Genomic DNA, 23,119 nt, shown 5'->3' with positions numbered 1-23,119 from the left:
GCACCCTACCCCGCCCTACCCCGCCCTACCCCGCAGGGGTGAACCGCACCGGCAGCCGCAGAAGGCCACGCATCATGCTGGGGCGCCAGACGAGGGTGTCCGGGCCGGTGTCCAGGGCCAGGCCAGGACACCGCTCCGGCAGCGCCCGCAGCGCGATCGTGGCCTCCAGCCGGGCCGGCGGCGCCCCCGGACAGTGGTGGACGCCGTGGCTGAAGCCCAGGTGGCCCCGGGCGTCCCGGTGGATGTCGAAGCGGTCGGGGTCGGCGAAGGGCCGCGGGTCGCGGTTGGCCGAGCCGAGCAGCACCAGGACCGGCTCGCCCGCGGGGATCTTGGTGCCCGCGATCTCCACGTGGCCCGTCGCAGGCGGACGCGGTCACAGACCCCGTTCGGTGAGCCAGTTCTCGATGGCCTCGGTGGTCTCGGGGAGGTGGTGCTCCATGATCGTGAAGTGGTCTCCCGGGGTGGCCCGGGCGGTGTGCGGGAAGGGCCAGACCGCGCGCCACGCGTCGCCCTCGAACCCCTCGTCCTGGTGGGGCATGGGCTCGGCCGCGCTGAGGAAGAACGTCGGGCTCTGGACGGGCCGCAGGGCGCACTCCTCCATCAGCAGCGCGTTGTAGCGCCCGCTCGCCGAGAGCTTCGCGCCGGTCAGCGCGAAGTCGCCGAGCAGCTGTTCCCGGGAGTCCAGGCCCTCGTTCAGCGCGATGTGGGTCTTCTCGGAGAACTGATGGGTGGCCTCGAAGGTGTCGAGCAGCACGACCGCGCCGGGCGGCAGCCCCGCCCGTTCGGCCCGCTCCGCCAGGGCGTAGGCGAGCAGCCCGCCCATGGAGTGACCGACCAGGACGTAAGCCTCGGCGCCGATGGCCGCGCGCAGCTGGTGGAGGTGCAGTTCGATCAGGGCGTCGAAGCTGTCGGCCACCAACTCGCCTTCGAGGTAGCCGGGGTTGACCAGCGAGAGCACATCCCGCCTGCCCTCGAACATCTGCGCCATCATCCCGTACTGGATCGGTCCGGCGGTGGCGGTGATGGCGGGCAGACACACCAGCGTGGCCCGGGTGCCGTCGCCACTCGCCATCCTCACCGGCGGGAGGATGTGGTCGGCGGCGCCCTCGGCGGTGAAGGAGGGCCGGAGCCGGCCCGCGGCCTGGATGAGCGCCATGCCCACCGACTGGGCCCGGCCGCTGGCGTACGCCTGGTGGTAGAGGGTGGTGAGGCTGTCGTAGGGGTCCGACTCCGGGGCCGCGGTGGCCTTGGCCAGCTCCAGCTCGACGGCGGACGGTGGCGGCGCGGAGCCATGCGGCGCGGAGCCGTCCGGCGCGGTCTGCTCCTGGGACGTGGTGTCATCCGCCACGGGCGCGCTCGGCCGGATGGCGGCCCGGCTGTCCACCAGCGTGGCCAGGTGCCCGGCGAGCCGGTCCACGGTCGAGTGCTCGAACGTCGCCGTGGCCGACAGCCGGATCCCGAGCAGCGTGGCGAGCCGGTCGCGCAGATCGATCCCGCGCACCGAGTCCATGCCGAGCGCCAGGAACTCGGTGTCCGGGCCGATCTCCGCGTCCGCCTCGTGGTGGAGCACCGCGCGCAGCTGTTCCCGGACGAGGCCCGCCAGCAACCGCTCCCGGTCCTCGGGCGCGGCGTCCAGGACGCGCTGGGCGGCGGCGGTGTCCTGCGGCCGGGGGCCCGGCCGTTCGCGCCGTACGGGACGGGCCGCACGCTCTTCCGCGGCCGCCCGCAACCGGTCCGCGGACACCGGCCGCAGCGTCAACTCGGCGATGTGTGCGAGCGGTTGACCGTCGTCGCCCGTGAGATGGACACCGACGGCATCCGGGCCGACGGCGGACAGCCGCACCCGTACGGTGGCGGGCGGGGCGGTGTCCGGGGCGGCGTACAGCCGGACACCGGTCCAGGAGAACGGCATCCGGATCGGCGCGCCCGCCGACTCCGTTTGGTCGAAGAACCCGCCGAGGCCGATCGCGTGCAGGGCGGTGTCGAGCAGCGCGGGGTGCAGCGCGAAGCCGTCCACAGGTCCACCACCGGACCCCTCGCCCAGGGCCACCTCGGCGAAGACCTCCCCGTCGCGCCGCCAGGCCGTCCGCAGACCGCGGAAGGCCGGGCCGTAGTCGAAGCCGTTGGACGCGAGCCGGTCGTAGAAGCCCGTCAGGTCGACGGCACGGGCACCGGGCGGCGGCCAGACGGCCGCCATCTCGGCGAACGCGGCCGTGCCACCGCCCTCCTGCCCCTGAGCCTGCCCCGGGCTCGCCGGACCCGGTGCCACGAGGGCCCGCACATGGCACGTCCAGCCCGCTGCCATGTCCTCGGCCGACTCGCGGCGGGAGTGCACGGTGAGCTCCCGCCGGCCCTCCTCGTCGGGCTCGCCCACCTGTATCTGGAGGTGCACCGCCTCGGTGGCGGGGAGGAACAGCGGCTCCTGGAGGGTGAGTTCGGGCAGGTGCGGGCAGCCGACCGTACGCCCCGCGTACAGCGCCCAGTCGAGGAACACACTGCCCGGCAGCACCACTCCGCCCAGCACCGCGTGGTCGGCGAGCCAGCGGTGAGTGGTCTGCGACAGCCGCGCGGTGAACAGCACCGTGTCGCTCTCGGCCGGGGCCACCGCCCCCGCCAGCAGCGGATGGTTCACCGCCGTGAGCCCGGCGCCGCCCACGTCCCCGGTGCGCTCGGGCGCGTCCAGCCAGTACCGCCGCGCGCGGAACGCGTACGTCGGCAGATCGACGGGCCGCCCGCCTTCGAACGCGTTCGCCCACGCCACCTCGCCGCCGGCCACGAACAGCTCCGCGAGCGCCGTGAGCAGCCGCTCCCGGCCGCCCTCGTCCCGCCGCAGCGTGCCCACCACCACGGCCGCGCGGTCTGCCGGAGCACCCCGCGGCGTCCGCTCGATCCGCTCCTCGACCGTCTGCTCGATCCCGGGGACCAGCACCGGATGCGGGCTCACCTCGATGAACACCGTGTGTCCGGCGTCGGCCAGGGCGCGGGTCGCCTGCTCGAACCGCACGGTCTCGCGGAGGTTCCGGTACCAGTACTCCGCGTCGGCACTCGCGCCGTCGAGGAGGGCGCCGGTCACCGTCGAGTACATCGGCACCTCGCCGGGGCGGGGTGTGATGGGCGCGGCCAGCTCCAGCAGCCGCTCACGGATCCGTTCGACCTGCGGGGTGTGCGAGGCGTAGTCCACCGGGATGCGGCGCGCCCGCACCCCGTCCCGTTCACACGCCGCCATCAACTCGTCCAGCGCCGCCGCGTCCCCGGCGACCACGGTCGAACCGGGCCCGTTCACGGTGGCCACGCAGAGCCGCTCGGCCCAGGGCGCCACCAGCCTCCCGGCCTCGTCCACCGGCACGGGCAGCGAGACCATGCCGCCCCGGCCCGCCAGTTCGCTCCCGATCAGCCGGCTGCGCAGCGCGACGACGCGGGCGGCGTCCTCCAGCGAGAGCACCCCCGCGACACACGCCGCCGCCAGCTCGCCCTGCGAATGCCCCACCACCGCGGCGGGCTCGACCCCATGGGACCGCCACACCCGCGCCAGGGACACCATGACCGCCCACAGCACCGGCTGCACCACATCGACCCGGTCCGGCGACGGCACGCCCGGGCGTCCGCGCACCACATCGAGCGGCGACCACTCCACATACGGGGCCAGCGCCCGGGCGCACTCGTCGAACGCCGCGGCGAACTCCGTCGAGGCGTCGAGGAGTCCGGCCGCCATCCCGGCCCACTGCGAGCCCTGCCCGGGGAAGACGAACACCGGCCCCGACCGGTCGGCGTCCACGGACCGGTCCATGGACACACTCCGCACCACACCGGTGGCCGGTTCGCCGCGGCCGAGCGCCGCCAGTCGGTCCAGGAAGTCCTCCCGGGTGCGGCCGATCACCACGGCGCGCCGGCCGAAGACGGCCCGGGACAGCAGCGAGCGGGCCACGTCGACGGGCGCCAGCTCCGGTTCGGCGGCCAGCCGCTCCCGCAGCCTGCGGGCCTGGTCGCGCAGGCTGTCGGCGCTCTTCGCCGAGAGCACCCACGGCACCGCGACCGGCGTCGGCTCAGCGGCGATGGCGGCCTCCGGCGCCTCCTCCAGGATCACATGGGCGTTGGTGCCACTGATCCCGAACGACGACACCGCGCCGCGCCGCGGCGCACCGGCCGAGGGCCACTCCTCGTTCTCCGCGGCCAGCCGCAGCGCACCGGCCGTCCAGTCCACCCGCTCGGTGGGGCGTTCGGCGTGCAGGGTGCGGGGTACGACGCCGTGGCGCAGGGCCAGCACCATCTTGATGACGCCCGCGACCCCGGCCGCCGCCTGGGTGTGGCCGAGGTTGGACTTCACCGAGCCCAGCACCACCGGCCGGTCGGCGGGCCGGGCCCGGCCGTACGTGGCGAGCAGCGCCCGCGCCTCGATCGGGTCGCCCAGCGACGTCCCCGTGCCATGCGCCTCGACCACGTCCACATCGGCCGCCGTGAGCCTCGCGTTCGCCAACGCCTGCCGAATGACGCGCTGTTGGGCCGGGCCGCTGGGCGCGGTGAGGCCGTTGGACGCGCCGTCCTGGTTGAGCGCGGAGCCCCGGAGCAGCGCCAGCACCCGGTGGCCGTGGCGGCGGGCGTCGGACAGCCGCTCGACCACCAGCATGCCGACGCCCTCGGCGAAGCCCATCCCGTCGGCCTCGGCGGCGAACGCCTTGGAGCGCCCGTCGGGAGCGAGCCCGCCGACCCGGCTGAACTCCACGATCGGCCGCGGGGTCGACATGACCGTCACCCCACCGGCCACCGCGAGGCCGCATTCGCCCCGCCGTACCGCCTGCGCGGCCAGGTGCAGCGCCACCAGGGACGAGGAGCACGCGGTGTCCACGGTGATGGCCGGGCCTTCGAGCCCGAGGGTGTAGGCCACCCGGCCGGTGGCCACGCTGCCCGCGCTGCCGTTGCCGAGATAGCCCTCGAAGCCGTCGGCCAACTGCTCGGGGAAGCGCGTGGCGTAGTCGTGGTAGATCAGCCCCGCGAAGATCCCGGTCGGGGTGGCGCGCAGCGCGGTGGGGTCGATGCCCGCGTGTTCGAACGCCTCCCATGTGGTCTCCAGCAGCAGCCGCTGCTGGGGGTCCGTGGCCAGCGCCTCCCGGGGCGAGATGCCGAAGAACTCGGCGTCGAAGTCGGCCGCGTCGTACAGGAAGCCACCGGCCGGCGCATGGGTCCCGGGCGTGCCGGGGCGACCCAGCTCGGCGTGCCAGCCGCGGTCGTCGGGGAAGGGGCCGATGGCGTCCCGGCCTTCGGCGAGCAGGCGCCACAGCTCCTCGGGCGAGCGCACCCCGCCGGGGAAGCGGCAGCTCATCCCGACGATCGCGATCGGGTCGTCGTCATCGGCGGCCACCGCCGCAAGGGTGGGGGTGACGGTGGCTTCGCTCTCCGGCACCAGCAGTCGCAGCAGCTCGGCCACCAGCGCGGCCGGGGTCGGATGGTCGAAGACGGTGGTCACGGGAAGCCGTAGCCCGGTGGCCGTACCGAGCCGGTTGCGCAGCTCCACGGCGGTCAGCGAGTCGAAGCCCAGGTCCCTGAAGGAGCGGTCCTCGGCCATCGCGTCACCGTCCGTATGCCCGAGCACCACGGCGGACTGGGCCCGTACGAGGTCGCTCAGCGTGCGCGCGCGGTCCGCCGGGGGCAGCGCGGCCAGGCGGTCCCGCAGCCCGCCGCCGGTGGCCGTGTTGGCGGCGCCGCGCCGGACCGTCGTCGTACGGACCAGCCCGCGCAGCAGCGGCGCGGGCTCGCCGTGGCGGCGCAGGGCGGCCACGTCCAGCCGCACCGGAACGCTGAGCGCGCGGGGCGCCCGTATGGCCGCGTCGAAGAGCGCCAGCCCCTGGTCGGTGGTGAGCGGCCGTACGCCCTGACGGCGCATCCGGTCCAGGTCGGTGGCGCCCAGGCCACCGGTCATCGCGCCGCGTTCGTCCCACAGGCCCCAGGCGAGGGCGTGTGCGGGCAGGCCCTGGTCGCGGCGGTGCCGGGCGAGGGCGTCCAGAAACGCGTTGGCGGCCGCGTAGTTGCCCTGGCCCGCCGAGCCCAGTACCCCGGCGGCGGAGGAGAAGAGCGCGAACAGCGCCAGGTCCCGGTCCCGGGTCAGCTCGTGCAGATACCAGGCCGCGTCCGCCTTGGGGCGCAGCACGGTGTCCAGCCGCTCGGGGGTCAGCGCGGAGACCACACCGTCGTCCAGCACCCCGGCCGCGTGCACCACACCGCGCAGCTCCGGCAGGCCGTCCAGCAGCGTGCCCAGCGCGGTGCGGTCGGACACATCACACACCACCACCCGGGCTGTGGCACCCGACTCTGACAGCTCCGCGATGAGTTCGCGGGCGCCAGGGGCCTCCGGGCCCCGGCGGCCGACGAGGACGAGGTCGGTGACGCCATGGCGGGTGACCAGATGCCGGGCCACCGCCGAGCCGATGACCCCCGTGCCACCGGTGATCAGCACGGTGCCGTCGATCGCGTCCCGGGGCGGGGTGAGCACCACCTTCCCGGTGTGGCGCGCCTGGCTGACGTGGCGGAACGCCTCGCGCGCCCGGCGGGTGTCCCACGCCGTCACCGGCAGCGGTGCCAGCACACCCGCCTCGAACAGCTCGGCGAGATGGGCCAGCATCGCGCCCAGCCGCTCCGCCCCGGCCTCGGCGAGGTCGAACGCCCGATAGCCGACGCCCGGCCATCGCGCGGCCACCTCATCGGCGTCCCGGACGTCCGTCTTGCCCATCTCGATGAACCGGCCGCCGCGCGGCAGCAGTGTCAGCGAGGCGTCGATGAACTCCCCGGCCAGACAGTTCAGTACGACATCGACGCCCCGGCCATCGGTCGCGGTCAGGAAGCGGTCGGCGAACTCCAGGGTGCGCGAGGACGCCACCCGCTCGGCCGGAACGCCCATGCCGTGCACCACGGGCCACTTCGGCTCGCTCGCGGTGGTGTACACCTCGACCCCGAGATGGCGCGCCAGCCGTACCGCCGCCATCCCCACGCCACCCGCGGCGGCGTGCACCAGAACCGACTCGCCCGCGCGCACCCGGGCCAGCTCGACCAGGGCGTAGTACGCGGTCAGGAACACCGCGGGCACCGAAGCCGCCTGCGGGAACGTCCAGCCGTGGGGTATCCGCACGACCATCCGGGCGTCGGCCACCGCCACGGGGCCCGCGTACGCGCCCGACACCAGCCCCATCACCCGGTCGCCCACCGCGAGGCCGTCGACACCGGGGCCGACCTCCAGCACCACACCGGCGCCCTCGGCCGCGAAGAGCCCCTCGCCGCCGGGGCCAACGCCGGGTCCGACGCCGGGCTCGCCGCTGGGCCCACCGCTGGGGACGACGCCCAACGCGGCGAGGACATCACGGAAGTTGACGCCCGTGGCGCGTACCGCGATCCGCACCTGGCCCGGGGCCAGGGGCCCCTCGACACCCGGAGCGGGCATGAGCCGCAGCCCCTCCAGGGTGCCGCCGGTGTCCAGGTCCAGGCTCCAGGCCCCTTCGGGGGCCGCCGGCAGTCCGGCGTCCGCCGGTGAGACCCGGCCCAGCCGGGGTACGGACACCGCTCCGGCGCGCACCACGAGTTCGGGCTCACCGGTGGCGAGGGCGGCGGTCAGCGCGGCCATGGACTCGGGTGCACCGTCCAGATCCACCTGTGCGAACCGGCCCGGGTGCTCCGAGCACACCGAACGCCACAGCCCCCGCACCCCGGCCAGCGTCAGCTCGGCCCGCTCACCCGGGAAAGCGGCCACCGCGCCCCGGGTCACCAACGCGAGCCGGGTGCCGTCGAGTTCGGGATGGCTCAGCCACTCCCGTACCGTCGCCAGCACGGCCGCCAACCGGTCCCGGCCGGCGGCGGGCACCCCGTCCGGGGCTTGCGCCGGGAGGGCGGGGAACACCACCAGCGGGGGCAGGGGTACACCGGTGCGTACGGCGGCGAGAAGCGCGGCCACATCCGTATGGACGGGTGCGTCGGGGGCATCGGAGTCGTCGGGGGCGTCGGGCAGGGCAGTGCCGAGCACCGCCATGGGCTCCGTGGCCTCGACCGGCCGGAGAGGCAGCGGCGTCCACGTGACCTCGAAGAGCGCGTCCGGAGCCGTCCCGGTGGCCATCGTCAGCGCGTCGGCCGACAGTGGCCGTGAGACCACCTCGTCGACGGTGAGGATCGGCAGACCGGCGAGGTCCGTCATCCGCACCGAGATCCCGCCCGGCCCCGTGGGCGCCGTCCGCACCCGGGCGACGGTCGCGCCCGTGGCATGCAGCCGCGCCCCGGAGAACGACAGCGGCATCATCCGCTCCGTCTCGCCCTCCAGGAGCCCCACAAGCCGCGTCTGCAACGCCGCGTCCACCAGCGCCGGATGCACACCGAACCGGTCCGCGTCACCGGCGGCCGACTCCGGCAGCCGCACCTCGGCGAACAGCTCCTCGCCCCGGCGCCATACGGCACGCACGCCCTGGAACACCGGGCCGTAGCCGTAGCCATGGTCCGCCAGCCGCTCGTAGAACGCGTCGATGTCCACCGGCTCCGCGCCGGTGGGCGGCCACTGGGCGTCGGCCTCCGGCTCCGCGTCCGTGTCCATGTGCTCGTCGCCGGGCGCCGACGCGGACGCCGTCAGCGTCCCCGTGGCATGACACACCCAGTCCGCCGGATCGTCGTCCCGGTCCGGGCGGTGCGGCCGGGAGTGCAGCCGTACGGCGTACGCGCCCCGCTCGTCCGCCGCGTCGATGCCCACCTGGATGTCGAGGGCGGTGTCGTCGTCGGACGGCAGGGTCAGCGGGGTGTGCAGGACCAGCTCGTCCAGCCGATCGGCGCCCATGTGCTGCCCGGCTCCCAGCACGAGCTCCAGCAGGGCCGCGCCCGGCACCAGGACCCGGTCCAGCACCATGTGGTCGGCCAGCCATGGATGGGTACGGGTGGAGATCCGGCCCGTGAACACGAACCCGCCGCCCTCGGCCATGCTCACCCCGGCCGCCACCAGCGGATGCCCCACCACGGACAGCCCCGCGCCCGCGAGATCCCCGACTCGCTCGGCCGCCGAAATCCAGTAGTGGTGGCGTTGGAAGGGGTAGGTGGGGAGGTTGGTGGGGGTGGTGGTGTTGGGGGTGAGGAGGGTGGGCCAGTTGGGGGTGAGGCCGTGGGTCCAGAGGGTGGCGAGGGTGGTGAGGAGTTGCTGGACGCCACCGTGGTCGCGGCGGAGGGTGGGGATGGCGTGCGCGTTGGTTTCCTGGATGGCGGTGGTGAGGACGGGGTGGGGGCTGGTTTCGAGGTAGAGGGTGTGGCCGTCGGCGTGGAGGGTGTGGAGTGTGTCGTGGAAGCGGACGGGTTCGTGGAGGTTGCGGTACCAGTACTCGGCGTCGAGGGTGTCGCCGTCGATGGGGGTGGCGGTGACGGTGGAGTACAGCGGGATGTCGCCGGTGCGGGGGGTGATGGGCGCGGCGAGCTGGAGGAGTTGCTCCCGGATGCGGTCGACGTGCGGAGTGTGGGACGCGTAGTCGACCGGGATGGTGCGGGTGCGCAGCCCGGCGCTCTCGGCTGCGGCGGCCACCTCGGCGAGCCCTCCCGGGGTTCCGGCGATGACGGTGGAGGTGGGCCCGTTGACGGCCGCGATCCAGACGTCATCGCGGCCGGTCAGCAGCTCGCGCGCCTGCTCGGTGGACGTGGCGAGGGAGACCATTCCGCCGTGTCCTGCCAGCTCTTGGGCGATGAGGCGGCTGCGGAGTGCCACGAGCCGTGCGCCATCCTCCAACGAGAGCGCACCGGCCACACACGCGGCCGCGATCTCGCCTTGTGAGTGGCCGATGACGGCGGAGGGCTCGATGCCGAGCGAACGCCACACCTGGGCCAGGGACACCATGACGGCCCAGAGGGCGGGCTGGACCACATCCACCCGCTCCAGCACGCTGTCGTCCGAGGTCTCGCGCAGAACGTCGAGGAGACTCCACTCGATGTGCGGGGCGAGGGCCTGGGCGCACCGGTCGATGGACTCGGCGAACACCGCTGATGAGTCGAGCATTTCTGCGGCCATGCCGACCCACTGCGACCCCTGCCCCGGAAAGACGAAGACGGCACCGGACGGTGGCTCTTCCGGGGCCACGCCGCTGACCACGTGGGCGGCGGGCTCGCCGGTGGCGATGGCGTCCAGCCCGGCCAGGAAGGTGTCCCGGTCGGCGGCGACGACCACCGCGCGGTGTTCGAGCGCGGCCCGGTGCCGTGCGAGCGTCCAGCCGATGTCGGCGAGGTGCCGGTCACTCGTGGCCGCGAACGTCAGCAATTGCGCTGCCTGCGCCCGTAGCGCCGTCTCGGAGCGTGCCGAGATCACCCACGGCAGCAGACCTTCCGTGGGCGTGGACGGGGACGTGGCGTCCGCCGTCGGGGCCGCTTCGAGGATCACATGGGCGTTGGTGCCGCTGACGCCGAACGACGACACCGCCGCGCGGCGTGCCCGTTCGGCCTCGGGCCACGGCGCGTTCTCCGTGACCAGCTCCACCGCACCGGAGTCCCAGTCCACATGCGGCGTCGGCTCGTCCACATGCAGGGTGCGCGGCACCACGTCATGGCGCATCGACATGACCATCTTGATCACGCCGGCCACGCCCGCCGCGGCCTGGGTGTGGCCGAGGTTGGATTTCACCGAGCCCAGCAGCGCGGGGCGCTCGGCGGGCCGGTCCTGGCCGTACGTGGCGAGCAGCGCCTGTGCCTCGATCGGGTCGCCCAGCGCCGTACCGGTCCCGTGCGCCTCGATCACATCCACCTCGGACGAGGCCACGCCCGCGTCGGCCAGCGCGTCCTGGATCACCCGCCGCTGGGCGGGGCCGTTGGGCGCGGTGAGGCCGTTGGAGGCGCCGTCCTGGTTGACCGCGGTGCCCCGGATCACGGCGAGCACCTGGTGGCCGTTGCGGCGGGCGTCGGACAGCCGTTCCACCAGCAGCAGCCCCACGCCCTCCGCCGCACCCATGCCGTCCGCGGCGGCGGAGAACGCCTTGCACCGGCCGTCCCGGGCCAGTCCCTGCTGCCTGCTGAACTCGGTGAACAGATCCGGCGTGGACATCACGGCGACACCGCCGACGACCGCCATCCCGCACTCGCCGTTGCGCAGCGCCCGCACCCCCAGATGCATGGCCACCAGCGAGGACGAACACGCGGTGTCCACGGTGAGGGCCGGGCCGGTCAGCCCGAAGGTGTAGGCGATACGCCCGGAGACGACACTGCCCGCGACACCGGTCATGGCATGGCCCTCGACCTCCTCCGGGATCGCGGGCAGCCTGCTGCCGTAGTCATGGAAGCTGGCGCCGATGAACACCCCGGTCCGGCTGGAGCGCAGTGACTCCGGATCGATGCCCGCCCGCTCGAACAGCTCCCAGGAGGTCTCCAGCAGCAGCCGCTGCTGGGGATCCATCGCCAGGGCCTCGCGCGGTGAGATGCCGAAGAAGGAGGCGTCGAACTCGCCCGCGGTGTGCAGGAATCCACCCTCGGCGGTGTACGAGGTCCCCGGCCGTTCGCCGTCCGGGTCCACCAGCCCCGCCAGATCCCAGCCCCGGTCGACCGGGAACCCGGAAATGGCGTCCCCGCCGCCTTCGACGAGCTCCCACAGCGCCTCGGGTGAGGCCACTCCGCCGGGGTAGCGGCAGCTCATCCCCACGATCGCCACGGGCTCGGCGGCTGCCGATTCCGCCACCCGCAGTTGCGCCCGCGTCTCCTTGAGCTCCGCGGTGACCCGGGTCAGATAGTGGCGGAGCTTGTGCACATCGTCCATGTCGGGGCTCCATGCGAAGAGTCGGCGGTGAGAGGTGGGTACGGGTATGGGTATGGGTATGGCGGAAGGGCCGGCTGGTCAGCGGGGTGGGCGGGAACGGGATCAGGAGATCCCGAACTCCTTCTCGATGTAGTCGAAGAGCTCGTCGTTGGTGGCCGCTTCGAGATCGTCGGACGTCACCGGCTCCTCGGCGGTGTCCACGGTGGCTACGGAGTCCATGGCGTCCACGGCGGACCGGAGCAGCCGGCGCAGCCGATCGGCGATCTCGGAGCGGGCGGGGGCGTCGCTCGGCAGTGACACCAACAGTCGTTCCAGACCGTCGAGTTCGGCGGTGCCGTCACCCGCGGCCGCTTGACCGGCGGGGTCCGGGGCGTCGTCGATGCCGCTGAAGAGCTGTGCGTACAGATAGTCGACGAGCTCGGTCACGGTCGGGAAGTCGAAGATCACGGTGGCGGGCAGCCGGAGCCCCGTGACGCTCCCGAGCCGGTTGCGCAGCTCCACCGCCGTCACCGAGTCCAGGCCGAGCTCCAGGAACGGCCGCCTGGTGCCCACGGCCTCGGCCGAGTCATGGCCGAGGACGGCGGCCACCTGGCCGCGCACGGCCTCGAGGAGTCGCCGTTCGCGCTCCTCGGGATTGGCGTCGGCGAGCCGGTCGCGCAGAGCCGCCACCGTACCGCCCGTACCGCTTGTACCGACGCCGCCACTCGGCGCCCCGGGCTCCGCACCCGCGACCGCGCCGAGCGCCCGCCGGGCCTCGGGGATCTCATCGAGGAGGTGGCTGGGGCGGGCGGCGGTGTAGGCGTGGGCGAAGCGGTCCCAGTCGATATCGGCGATCACCAGGGCCGTTTCGTCGTCCGCCAGTGCCGCCTCCAGCGCGAGGAGCGCCGACTCCGGCGGCAGCAGCGGTACGCCGTGGCGCAGCCGCAGCTCGGTCACCGCGTCCCGTTCGGCCATACCGCCCTGTGCCCAGGAACCCCATGCCACGGAGGTGGCCACCAGCCCCTGTGCGCGGCGGTGGCGAGCCAGGGCGTCCATGTAGGCGTTGGCGGGCGCGTAGTTGCCCTGACCCACCATGCCCACGGTGCCCGCCAGGGAGGAGAACAGCACGAACGCGGAGAGCTCCAGGTCCCGGGTCAGCTCGTGCAGCCGCCACGCCGCATCGGCCTTGACGCGCAGCACGCGGTCCACCTGCTCGGAGGTGAGGGCGGTGATAGCGGCGTCGTCCAGGACGGCCGCCGTGTGGAACACCGAGGTCAGCGGGTACGCGGCCGGAATCGACGCCAGAAGCGCGCGGAGCGCGCCGGCGTCCCCGACATCACAGGCCGCCACGGTCGCCTCGGCTCCCGAGGCGGTCAGCTCGGCCACCAGCTCGGCCGCTCCCGGCGCGGTGTCCCCACGGCGGCTGACGAGCAGCAGGTGTTCGGCGCCACGGGCCGCGAGTCGACGGGCCACCTGGCTGCCGAGGGCGCCGGTGCCACCGGTGATCAGGACCGTGCCCGGGCCGGGGCACCAGCCGTCGCCGAGCACATCGCCGAGGCGTGGCGCCCTGACGACACGACGTCCGAGGATCCCGGTGGCGCGGACCGCGACCTGGTCCTCGTGGCCACCGGCGGCCAGTACGGCACACAGCCGGGCCGTCGTCCGTTCGTCCGGCTCCCGCGGCAGATCCACCAACCCGCCCCAGCGGGTGGCGAGTTCCTGCGCCGCCACCCGGCCCAGACCCCACACCAGCGCCTGCGCCGGGCCGGTCAGCGGATCGTGGTCGCCGACGGACACCGCGCCCTGGGTGACACACCACAGCGGTGCGAACAGCCCCGCCGCCTCCAGGCCCTGGATCAGCCGCAGGGTGCGGTGCAATCCGGCGGCCTCGTCACGGGCGAGCAGCGACAGCACGCCGACGACGGGCGTGGTGGTGTGTGCGGTGAGGGCGGCGAGGGGGTCGGCCCAGCGGCGCGGATCGTCGGGCGCCACGACCACCGTTTCCACCGTGGCCCCGTGTCGGCTGAGGGCTGTGGTGATCGCCTCGTACAGCGCATCGCCCTTCTGGTCGGGTGCCAGGACGACCAGCCAGGCGCCGGAGAGCGCGGGCGCGGTGGTGTCGGGCAACGGCTTCCAGCCCTCGCGATACCGCCACGCGTCCATCGTGGACGCCGCGCTCTGCCGTCGATGCCACGCCGACAGCGCGGGCAGCAGGGTCGTCAACTCCGCCCGCGATTCCTCCAGTCGCAGAGTCCGCGCCAGCCCTTCCAGATCCTCGCGCTCCACGGCCTCCCAGAATCCGGTGTGCGGATCCGGGCCCGTCGTCGCGCTGGCGCGGCGCCGGGCCGGGGCAGCGGTGTCCAGCCAGTAGTGGTGGCGTTGGAAGGGGTAGGTGGGGAGGTTGGTGGGGGTGGGGTTGTCGGGGGTGAGGAGGGTGGGCCAGTTGGGGGTGAGGCCGTGGGTCCAGAGGGTGGCGAGGGTGGTGAGGAGTTGTTGGGTGTTGCCGTGGTCGCGGCGGAGGGTGCCGGTGGCGTGGGCGTTGGGGTGGGTTTCCTGGATGGCGGTGGTGAGGACGGGGTGGGGGCTGGTTTCGAGGTAGAGGGTGTGGCCGTCGGCCAGGAGATTCCGCAGTGTGTCGTGGAAGCGGACGGGTTCGCGGAGGTTGCGGTACCAGTACTCGGCGTCGAGGGTGCGGCCGTCGATGGGGGTGGCGGTGACGGTGGAGTACAGGGGGATGTCGCCGGGGCGGGGGGTGATGGGCGCGGCGAGCTGGAGGAGCTGTTCCCGGATGCGTTCGACGTGTGGCGTGTGGGAGGCGTAGTCGACGGCGATCGCGCGGGCGCGGATGCCGGTGGCCTCCGCTTGGGCCATGACATCGGTGAGCGCGGCGGGACTCCCGGCGATGACGGTGCTGGTCGGGCCGTTGACAGTGGCGATCCAGACGTCGTCGTGGCCGGTCAGCAGCTCGCGTGCCTGGTCGGCGGGGGCGGTGAGGGAGACCATGCCGCCGTGGCCGGCGAGTTCTTGGGCGATGAGGCGGCTGCGCAGTGCCACGAGCCGCGCGCCGTCTTCGAGTGTCAGCGCACCGGCGACGCATGCGGCTGCGATCTCGCCCTGGGAGTGGCCGATGACGGCGGAGGGCTCGATACCGAGCGAACGCCACACCTGGGCGAGGGACACCATGACGGCCCAGAGAGCGGGCTGGACCACCTCCACCCGCTCCAGCGCCGCCTCCTCCCCGGTCGCCCGCAGTACAGCGAGCAGATCCCAGTCGATATGCGGAGCGAGAGCGTGGGCGCATTGGTCGATGGACTCGGCGAACGCCGAGGAAGTGAAGAGCAGTTCGGCTGCCATGCCCACCCACTGCGACCCCTGACCCGGAAAGACGAAGACCGCACCGGACGGCGGCTCGCCCGAAACCACGCCGCTGACCACATGGGCGGCGGGCTCGCCGGTGGCGATGGCGTCCAGCCCGGCCAGGAAGATCTCCCGGTCGGCGGCCACGACCACCGCGCGGTGCTCCAGCGCGGCCCGATGCCGTGCCAGCGTCGAGCCGATATCGGCCAGATGCCGATCGCTCGTGGCCGCGAACGCGCGCAACCGCGCTGCCTGTGCCCGTAGCGCGGCCTCCGAACGCGCCGAGATCACCCACGGCAGCACACCCTCCGTGGGCGTGGACGGAGACGTGGCGTCCGCCGTCGGGGCCGCTTCCAGGATCACATGCGCGTTGGTGCCGCTGACGCCGAACGACGACACCGCCGCGCGGCGCGCCCGTTCGGCCTCGGGCCAGCCCGTGGTCTCCGTCACCAGCCGCACCGCACCGGAGCCCCAGTCCACATGCGGCGTCGGCTCGTCCACATGCAGGGTGCGGGGAACGACACCGTGGCGCATGGCCAGCACCATCTTGATGATGCCCGCGACCCCGGCCGCCGCGCCGGTGTGGCCGACATGGGCCTTCATCGAGCCCAGCAGCGCCGGGTGTTCGGCGGATCGGCCCTGGCCGTACGTGGCGAGCAGCGCCTGTGCCTCGATGGGGTCCCCCAGCGCCGTACCCGTCCCGTGTGCCTCGATCACATCGACATCGGACGGCGCGAGACGTGCGTTCGCCAACGCCTGCCGGATGACCGCCTGTTGGGACGGGCCGTTGGGCGCGGTGAGGCCGTTGGAGGCGCCGTCCTGGTTGACCGCCGAGCCACGGATGACGGCCATCACCTGGTGGCCGTTGCGGCGCGCCTCCGACAGCCGTTCGACCAGCAGCACGCCCACGCCCTCCGCCCACGCGGTGCCGTCCGCCGCCGCCGCGAAGGGCTTGCAGCGGCCGTCGGGGGCGAGCCCGCGCTGATGGCTGAACTCGGTGAACACTCCCGGTGTGGAGATCACCGACACGCCGCCCACGAGCGCCATCCCGCAGTCGCCGTTGCGCAGCGCCTGTACGGCGAGATGCAGCGCCACCAGCGAGGACGAACACGCCGTGTCCACCGTGACGGCCGGTCCGGTCAGCCCGAAGCTGTAGGCGATCCGGCCCGATGCCACGCTTCCCGCCGCTCCGGTGAAGAGGTAGCCCTCGGACTCCTCGGTGTCGGCGCCCTCACCGCCGTAGCCGTGCGGTACGAGGCCGATGAACACCCCGGTGCGGCTGCCGCGCAGCGACAGCGGGTCGATGCCCGCGTGTTCCAGGGCCTCCCAGGAGGTCTCGAGCAGCAGCCGCTGCTGGGGGTCCATCGCGATCGCCTCGCGCGGCGAGATGCCGAAGAAGTCGGCATCGAAGTCGGCGGCGTCCGGGAGGAATCCGCCCTGGTGGACATAGCTGCTGCCGGGGCGTTCTGGGTCGGGGTGGCGCAGCGTGTCGAGATCCCAGCCACGGTCCGCCGGGAACGCGGAGAGCGTGTCCTGGTCGGACAGCAGCAGCCGCCACAGGTCCTCGGGCGACCGTACGCCCGTGGGGAAACGGCAGCTCGTGGCCACGATCGCGATGGGCTCGTCCAGAGCGGCCGCCCCCGGCCCAACCGGCTCAACGGCGCCCGGCTCAACGGCGCCCGGCGCGTACGAGCCCGCTTCGGCGGCGTCCCCGCCCGTGATCCGGTCCAGCAGATGCCGGGCCAGCGTCAGGGGTGTCGGATGGTCGAAGACGACGGACGGCGCGAGCGCCGCGCCCGTGGCCACGGCCAGCCGGTTCCGCAACTCCACGGCGGTCAGCGAGTCGAAGCCGAGGTCCCGGAAGACCTTCCGCGTCTCCACCTCGTCCACCGACGACAGCCCCAGCACGGCGGCCGTGTGGCGGCACACCTCGTCCAGCACCACCCGTAGCCGTGGCGCGCCCTCGGCGGCGTCGGCCACCCGGCGTGCGAAGCCGTCGAGCGCCTCGGGCCCTTCGGCCGCCACGGTGGCGGACGGCAGATCGACCCGTACGGCGGAGGCGGGGCCGACGGGCGCGAGCCAGTAGCGCTCGCGCTGGAAGGCGTAGGTGGGCAGATCGACGGCTGTGGCGCCGCCGGGTGCGAACACCGCCGCCCAGTCGGGGGTCACGCCATGGGCCCACAGGGTGGCGAGGGCGCTGAGGAGCTGCCGGACGCCACCCTGGTCACGGCGCAGGGTGCCGGTGGCGAGGAGGTGCTGGTCGGCGGCGTGGCCGGTCTCCTCGACGGCGGTGGTGAGGACGGGGTGGGGGCTGGTTTCGAGGTAGAGGGTGTGGCCGTCGGCCAGCAGAGTCCGCAGTGTGTCGTGGAAGCGGACGGGTTCGTGAAGGTTGCGGTACCAGTACTCGGCGTCGAGGGTGCGGCCGTCGATGGGGGTGGCGGTGACGGTGGAGTACAGGGGGATGTAGCCGGTGCGGGGGGTGATGGGCGCGGCGAGCTGGAGGAGTTGCTCCCGGATGCGTTCGACGTGCGGGGTGTGGGACGCGTAGTCGACGGCGATCGCACGGGTCCGGATCCCGCTGGCCTCGGCCTTTGCCGTGGCCTCGGCGAGTCCGGCGGGGCTCCCGGCGATGACCGTGGAGGTGGGCCCGTTGACGGCCGCGATCCAGACGTCGTCGCGGCCGGTCAGCAGGTCGTGTGCCTGCTCGGCGGAGGTGGCGAGGGAGACCATGCCGCCGTGTCCGGCCAGTTCCCGCGCGATGAGGCGGCTGCGCAGCGCCACGAGCCGTGCGCCGTCCTCCAGAGTCAGCACACCGGCCACACACGCGGCCGCGATCTCGCCCTGGGAGTGGCCGATGACGGCGGAGGGCTCGATGCCGAGCGAACGCCACACCTGGGCGAGGGACACCATGACGGCCCAGAGGGCGGGCTGGACCACATCCACCCGCTCCAGCACCGCGTCATCCCCGGTCGCCCGCAGCACATCGAGCAGCTCCCAGTCGATATGCGGGGCCAGCGCCTGGGCGCAGCGGTCGATGGACTCGGCGAACGCCGAGGAAGTGGAGAGCAGTTCGGCTGCCATGCCCACCCACTGCGACCCCTGCCCCGGAAAGACGAACACCGGACCGGCGGTCGACCCGCCGGACACCCCGGCCACGACATGGGCGGAGGGCTCCCCGGCGGCGATCGCGTCCAGCCCGGCCAGGAAGCCGTCCCGGTCCCCGGCCACCACCACCGCACGGTGTTCCATGGCGGCCCGCTGCGTCGCCAGCGCCCACCCGATGTCCGACGGCGTGGCGTCGGAGGCGGCGGCGAACGCACCCAGCCGGGCCGCCTGCGCCCGCAGCGCGGCGGGCGACCGTCCCGACACCACCCACGGCAGCACACCCTCCGCCTCGACGAGCGAATGGGCGGGATGAGCGACGGGAGCGGGAGCGGGGGCGGTGGCCGGTGGGGCCTGCTCCAGGACCACATGGGCGTTGGTCCCGCTGATGCCGAACGACGAGACTCCGGCCCGTCGCGCCCGTTCGGCCTCGGGCCAGCCCATGGCCTCCGTCACCAACTCCACACCACCGGACGCCCAGTCCACATGCGGGGTCGGCTCGTCCACATGCAGCGTGGCGGGGACGACACCGTGGCGCATCGCCATGATCGCCTTGATGACGCCCGCGACTCCGGCCGCCGCCTGGGTGTGGCCGATGTTGGACTTCACCGACCCCAGCAGGGCGGGCCGGCCGGCGGGCCGGTCCCGGCCGTACGTGGCGAGCAGCGCCTGTGCCTCGATCGGGTCGCCGAGCGCCGTGCCCGTGCCGTGCGCCTCGATCACATCCACGTCGGACGCCGACAGCCCCGCGTCCGCCAGCGCCTGCCGGACCACCTGCTCCTGGGAGCGGCCGTTGGGCGCGGTGAGGCCGTTGGAGGCACCGTCCTGGTTGACCGCCGTGCCACGGATCACGCCGAGCACCCGATGGCCGTTGCGGCGGGCGTCGGACAGCCGCTCCACCAGCAGGATGCCGACGCCCTCCGCCATTCCGGTGCCATCGGCCCCGGCCGCGAACGCCTTGCAGCGGCCGTCGCGGGCCAGCCCGCCCTGGCGGCTGAACTCGGTGAAGATTCCCGGGGTGTTGAGGACGGTCACCCCACCGGCCAGGGCCAGCGAGGACTCCCCTCGGCGCAGTGATTGCACCGCCAGATGCAGGGCCACCAGCGATGACGAGCAGGCGGTGTCCAGGGTGATGGCGGGCCCGGTGAGCCCGAGCAGATAGGCGATACGGCCGGAGGCGACACTGGCGGTCTTGCCGGTGAGGAGATAGCCGTCCACCGCCTCCGGCGCCTCGTGCAGCCGTGGCCCGTACTCCTGGTCCATGGTGCCGACGAACACACCGGTACGGGTGGCGCGCAGCGCGTCGGGCGCGATGCCCGCGCGCTCCAGCAGCTCCCAGGAGGTCTCCAGCAGCAGCCGCTGCTGGGGGTCCATCGCCAGGGCCTCGCGCGGCGAGATGCCGAAGAAGCGGGCGTCGAAGTCCGTGGCACCGTCGATGAATCCACCGCTCCGGGCGAAGCTGCTGCCGGCGCCCTCGGTGCCGTGCAGCCGTTCCAGATCCCAGTCGCGGTCGTCCGGGAACGGCGAGATGGCGTCCCGTCCGTCCGCCACCAGCCGCCACAGGTCCTCCGGGGAGCGCACCCCACCGGGGAGGCGGCAGCTCATCGCGACGATGGCGATCGGCTCGTCGGCGGCGGTGGCGACCTGCGGGGTGGGTGCCGAGGAGGGGGCGGCGGCGAGGTGTTCCGCGAGCCTGGCCGGGGTCGGGTGGCTGAAGAGCGCGGCGGGGGACAGACGGGTGCCCAGCGCGGCGTTGACGCGGTTGCACAGATCGCTGAGCGAGATGGAGTCGAACCCGAGGTCCTTGAAGGTGCGTCCGGTGTCGAGTTCGGCCACCGTCGTATGTCCGAGGACGGCGGCGGCCTGGGCCCGCACCTGATGAACCACATCCAGGCTCGCGGCACCCGCGGTGGCCGCCGGAGAGGCCACGGTGCCGAACCAGTGGCGCCGCCGCTGGAAGGCACGGCCGGGCAGCTCGGCCCGGCGGGCGCCGGTCCCGGCGAACACCCGCGCCCAGTCCGGGGCGGCTCCACGCACCCACAGCTCGGCCAGCGAGAGCAGCAGCCGCCGCGTGCCGCCCTCGCCCCGGCGCAGGGTGCCGACGGCGAGGCCGCCGGTGTCCTGGACGGCGGTGGTGAGCACGGGGTGCGAACTGCTCTCCAGGAAGAGGGAGTTGCCGTCGGCGATCACGTTCTGCACGGTGTCGTGGAAGCGGACCTGTTCGCGAAGGTTGCGGTACCAGTACTCGGCGTCCAGCGCCTCGCCCGCGATGGGGGCGGTGGTGACGGTCGAGTACATCGGTACGTCCCCGGCGCGCGGCGCGACCGGTGCCGCGCGCCGCAGGAACTCCTCGCGGATCGCCTCGACATGCGGGGTGTGCGAGGCATAGGCCGTGGCCACCCGGCGATGGCGCAGCCCGGCGGCCTCCGCCCTGGCCGTGACCTCGGCCAGCCCCTCCGGGCTGCCCCCGACCACCGTCGCACCGGGGCCGTTGACCGCGGCGATCCATACGTCGTCCCGGTCCGCGAGCAGCTCGGCCGCCCGCTCCTCCGACGCGCCGATGGACGCGAGACCGCCCCGGCCGATCAGGGCCGCCGCGATCCGGCTGCGTACGGCGATCAGCCGGGCACCGTCCTCCAGCGACAGCGCTCCGGCCACGCACGCGGCCGCGATCTCACCCTGCGAGTGGCCCACCACGGCCGACGGGACGACGCCGAGCGAACGCCACACTTGGGCCAGCGAGACCATCACGGCCCAGAGCGCGGGTTGCAGCACCTCCGCGCGCTCCAGCGCGGTGCCGTCCTCGGTGTCCCGCAGTACGTCGAGAAGGTCCCAGTCGGTGTGCGGGGCCAGGGCCCGGGCACAGCGGCCGATGGATTCGGCGAACACGGGCGAGCCGTCGAGCAGTTCGGCGGCCATGCCCACCCACTGCGAGCCCTGCCCCGGGAAGACGAACACCGGACCGGCGGCCGCCGACTCGCCGGCCACCCCGTTGACCACATGGGCGGAGGGCTCACCGGAGGCCAGCGCGTCCAGCCCGGCCAGGAACGCATCGCGGTCCCCGGCCACCACCACGGCACGGTGCTCCAGGGCCGTCCGGTGCTCGGCGAGCGACCAGCCGATGTCGGCGGGGGAGACATCGCCGCGCGCCGAGTCGTTCGCCGAGCCGCCCGCCGAACCGCCCGCCGAGTCGTTCGCCCAGCCGCCCGCCGAACCGCTCGCCGCGAACGACCGCAACCGTGCCGCCTGCGCCCGCACCCCGGCCGGAGTCCGGCCCGAGATGACCCATGGCAGCACCTCACCACCCCACGCCCCCGCAACGCTTGCTTCCGCGCCCTCGGCGAGTGAGACCACCGGGGCCTGCTCCACGACGACATGGGCGTTGGTCCCGCCGACGCCGAAGGACGACACCCCGGCGATCAGCGGCGCATCCGGGTGCGGCCACGCCGACAGCTCGGTCTGCACCCGCAGATTCCACTCCTCCAGCGGAATCGCGAGATTGGGGGAGCGGAAGTTGAGGCTGGGCGGGAGATGTGCCGCCTTCAGGGAGAGCAGGACCTTGATCAGGCCGGTGATCCCCGCGGCCCCTTCCAGATGGCCCACGTTCGTCTTGGCGGACCCCACCAGCAGCGGCCGGTCCTTCGTCCGCGCGGCGCCGATCGCCTCGGCCAGCGCCGCCGCCTCGACGGGGTCGCCGACGGGTGTGCCGGTGCCGTGCAGTTCGACGTACTGCACCTCGTCGGGGCCGACCCCGGCCGCGGCGTACGCCCGGCGCACCACCTCCGCCTGGGCGGTCCGGCTGGGGGTGGTGAGGCTGTCCCCGCCGCCGTCGTTGTTGACCGCGCCGCCGCGCAGCACCCCATGGATCCGGTCGCCGTCGGCGAGCGCGCGGGCGAGGGGTTTGAGCAGTACAAGACCGCCGCCCTCGCCGCGGACGAAGCCATTGGCCCGGGCGTCGAAGGTGTAGCAGGTGCCGTCGGGGGAGAGCCCGCCGAAGCGTGCGGCGCTCAGCGCGCCGTCGTACGCGAGATTGAGGTGGACCCCGCCCGCGAGCGCGGTGTCGCATTCGCCGTCGCGCAGGCTCTGGCAGGCCGTGTGCACCGCGACCAGCGAGGACGACTGGCCCGAGTCCACCACCATGCTGGGGCCCCGGGTGCCCAGCAGATAGGAGAGCCGGTTGGCGATCATGCCGCGCTGGAGGCCGGTCAGGGTGTGATGGGTGACCGCGGAGTCGCCGCCGTGCCGCCGCAGCAGCGTGGCGTAGTCGTCGTTGATGGCGCCGACGAACACCCCCGTCCGCCCTTGGGCGAGCCGGGCCGGTGTGAGGCCCGCGTCCTCCAGGGTTTCCCAGCCCAGTTCGAGCATCAGCCGCTGTTGGGGGTCCATGGCGGCGGCCTCGCGCGGCGATATGCCGAAGAAGTCGGCGTCGAAGTGGTCGACCTCGTCGAGGAACGCGCCGAATTCAGTGCCCGCTTCGGCTTCCGCTTCGGCTCGGGCCCCGGACCCGCCGTCGGATTGACGCGGAGCCCATCGATCTTCCGGTACGGGAGTGACCGCGTTCGCGCCCTCGCTGAGCAGACGCCAGAATTCCTCGGGCGTCCGGGCCCCCGGTAAACGACAAGAGAAACCGATGACCGCTACCGAATCATGGACATCGTGATGCCATGGCGAATCGGCGACTGTGGACAACTAGGTACACTCCCCCGTGACCTGGTGACCTGGTGATCTGACCCATTTATCGCGCGTGAAAACAAAGATCAACTGCCGCGAAGGTACCTCAGCGTCCGGCGGGTGCGCAAGCATGTTCGGGAGCCGCTGCTCGGGGTCATGTTCCCCTGGTCACAGGGTGGTTGATTGCGGCCCTCTCGTTTTCAACGAGAGAAAAATGGATGGCGCCCCCGTGCGGGGATGGGCTACGGTTTCTCCGTTCCGGGCGGGCCGTGTTGG

The 23,119-nt window shown here is 73.6% G+C and carries 3 protein-coding genes; all 3 read right to left on the bottom strand.

The features are described 5' to 3' along the window. Positions 1-25: 25 nt before the first annotated feature. A complete protein-coding gene (locus tag KHP12_RS15860; RefSeq protein WP_086881390.1) occupies positions 26-349 on the bottom strand; it encodes a cytochrome P450 in 324 nt (107 codons plus the stop codon). Between the two features lie 24 nt (positions 350-373). Further along, positions 374-11,725: an SDR family NAD(P)-dependent oxidoreductase gene (locus tag KHP12_RS51090; protein WP_372455302.1), complete on the bottom strand. Its 11,352-nt coding sequence runs from the start codon at positions 11,723-11,725 to the stop codon at positions 374-376. A gap of 111 nt (positions 11,726-11,836) precedes the next feature. Beyond that, complete coding sequence (locus KHP12_RS15830; protein ID WP_211833081.1) at positions 11,837-22,861, bottom strand: type I polyketide synthase; 11,025 nt, start codon at positions 22,859-22,861, stop codon at positions 11,837-11,839. Positions 22,862-23,119 lie beyond the last annotated feature (258 nt).

Origin of the sequence: Streptomyces asiaticus (assembly GCF_018138715.1) — a bacterium.
GTDB classification, from domain to species: domain Bacteria; phylum Actinomycetota; class Actinomycetes; order Streptomycetales; family Streptomycetaceae; genus Streptomyces; species Streptomyces asiaticus.
This window is presented reverse-complemented; position numbering and strand designations above follow the sequence as displayed.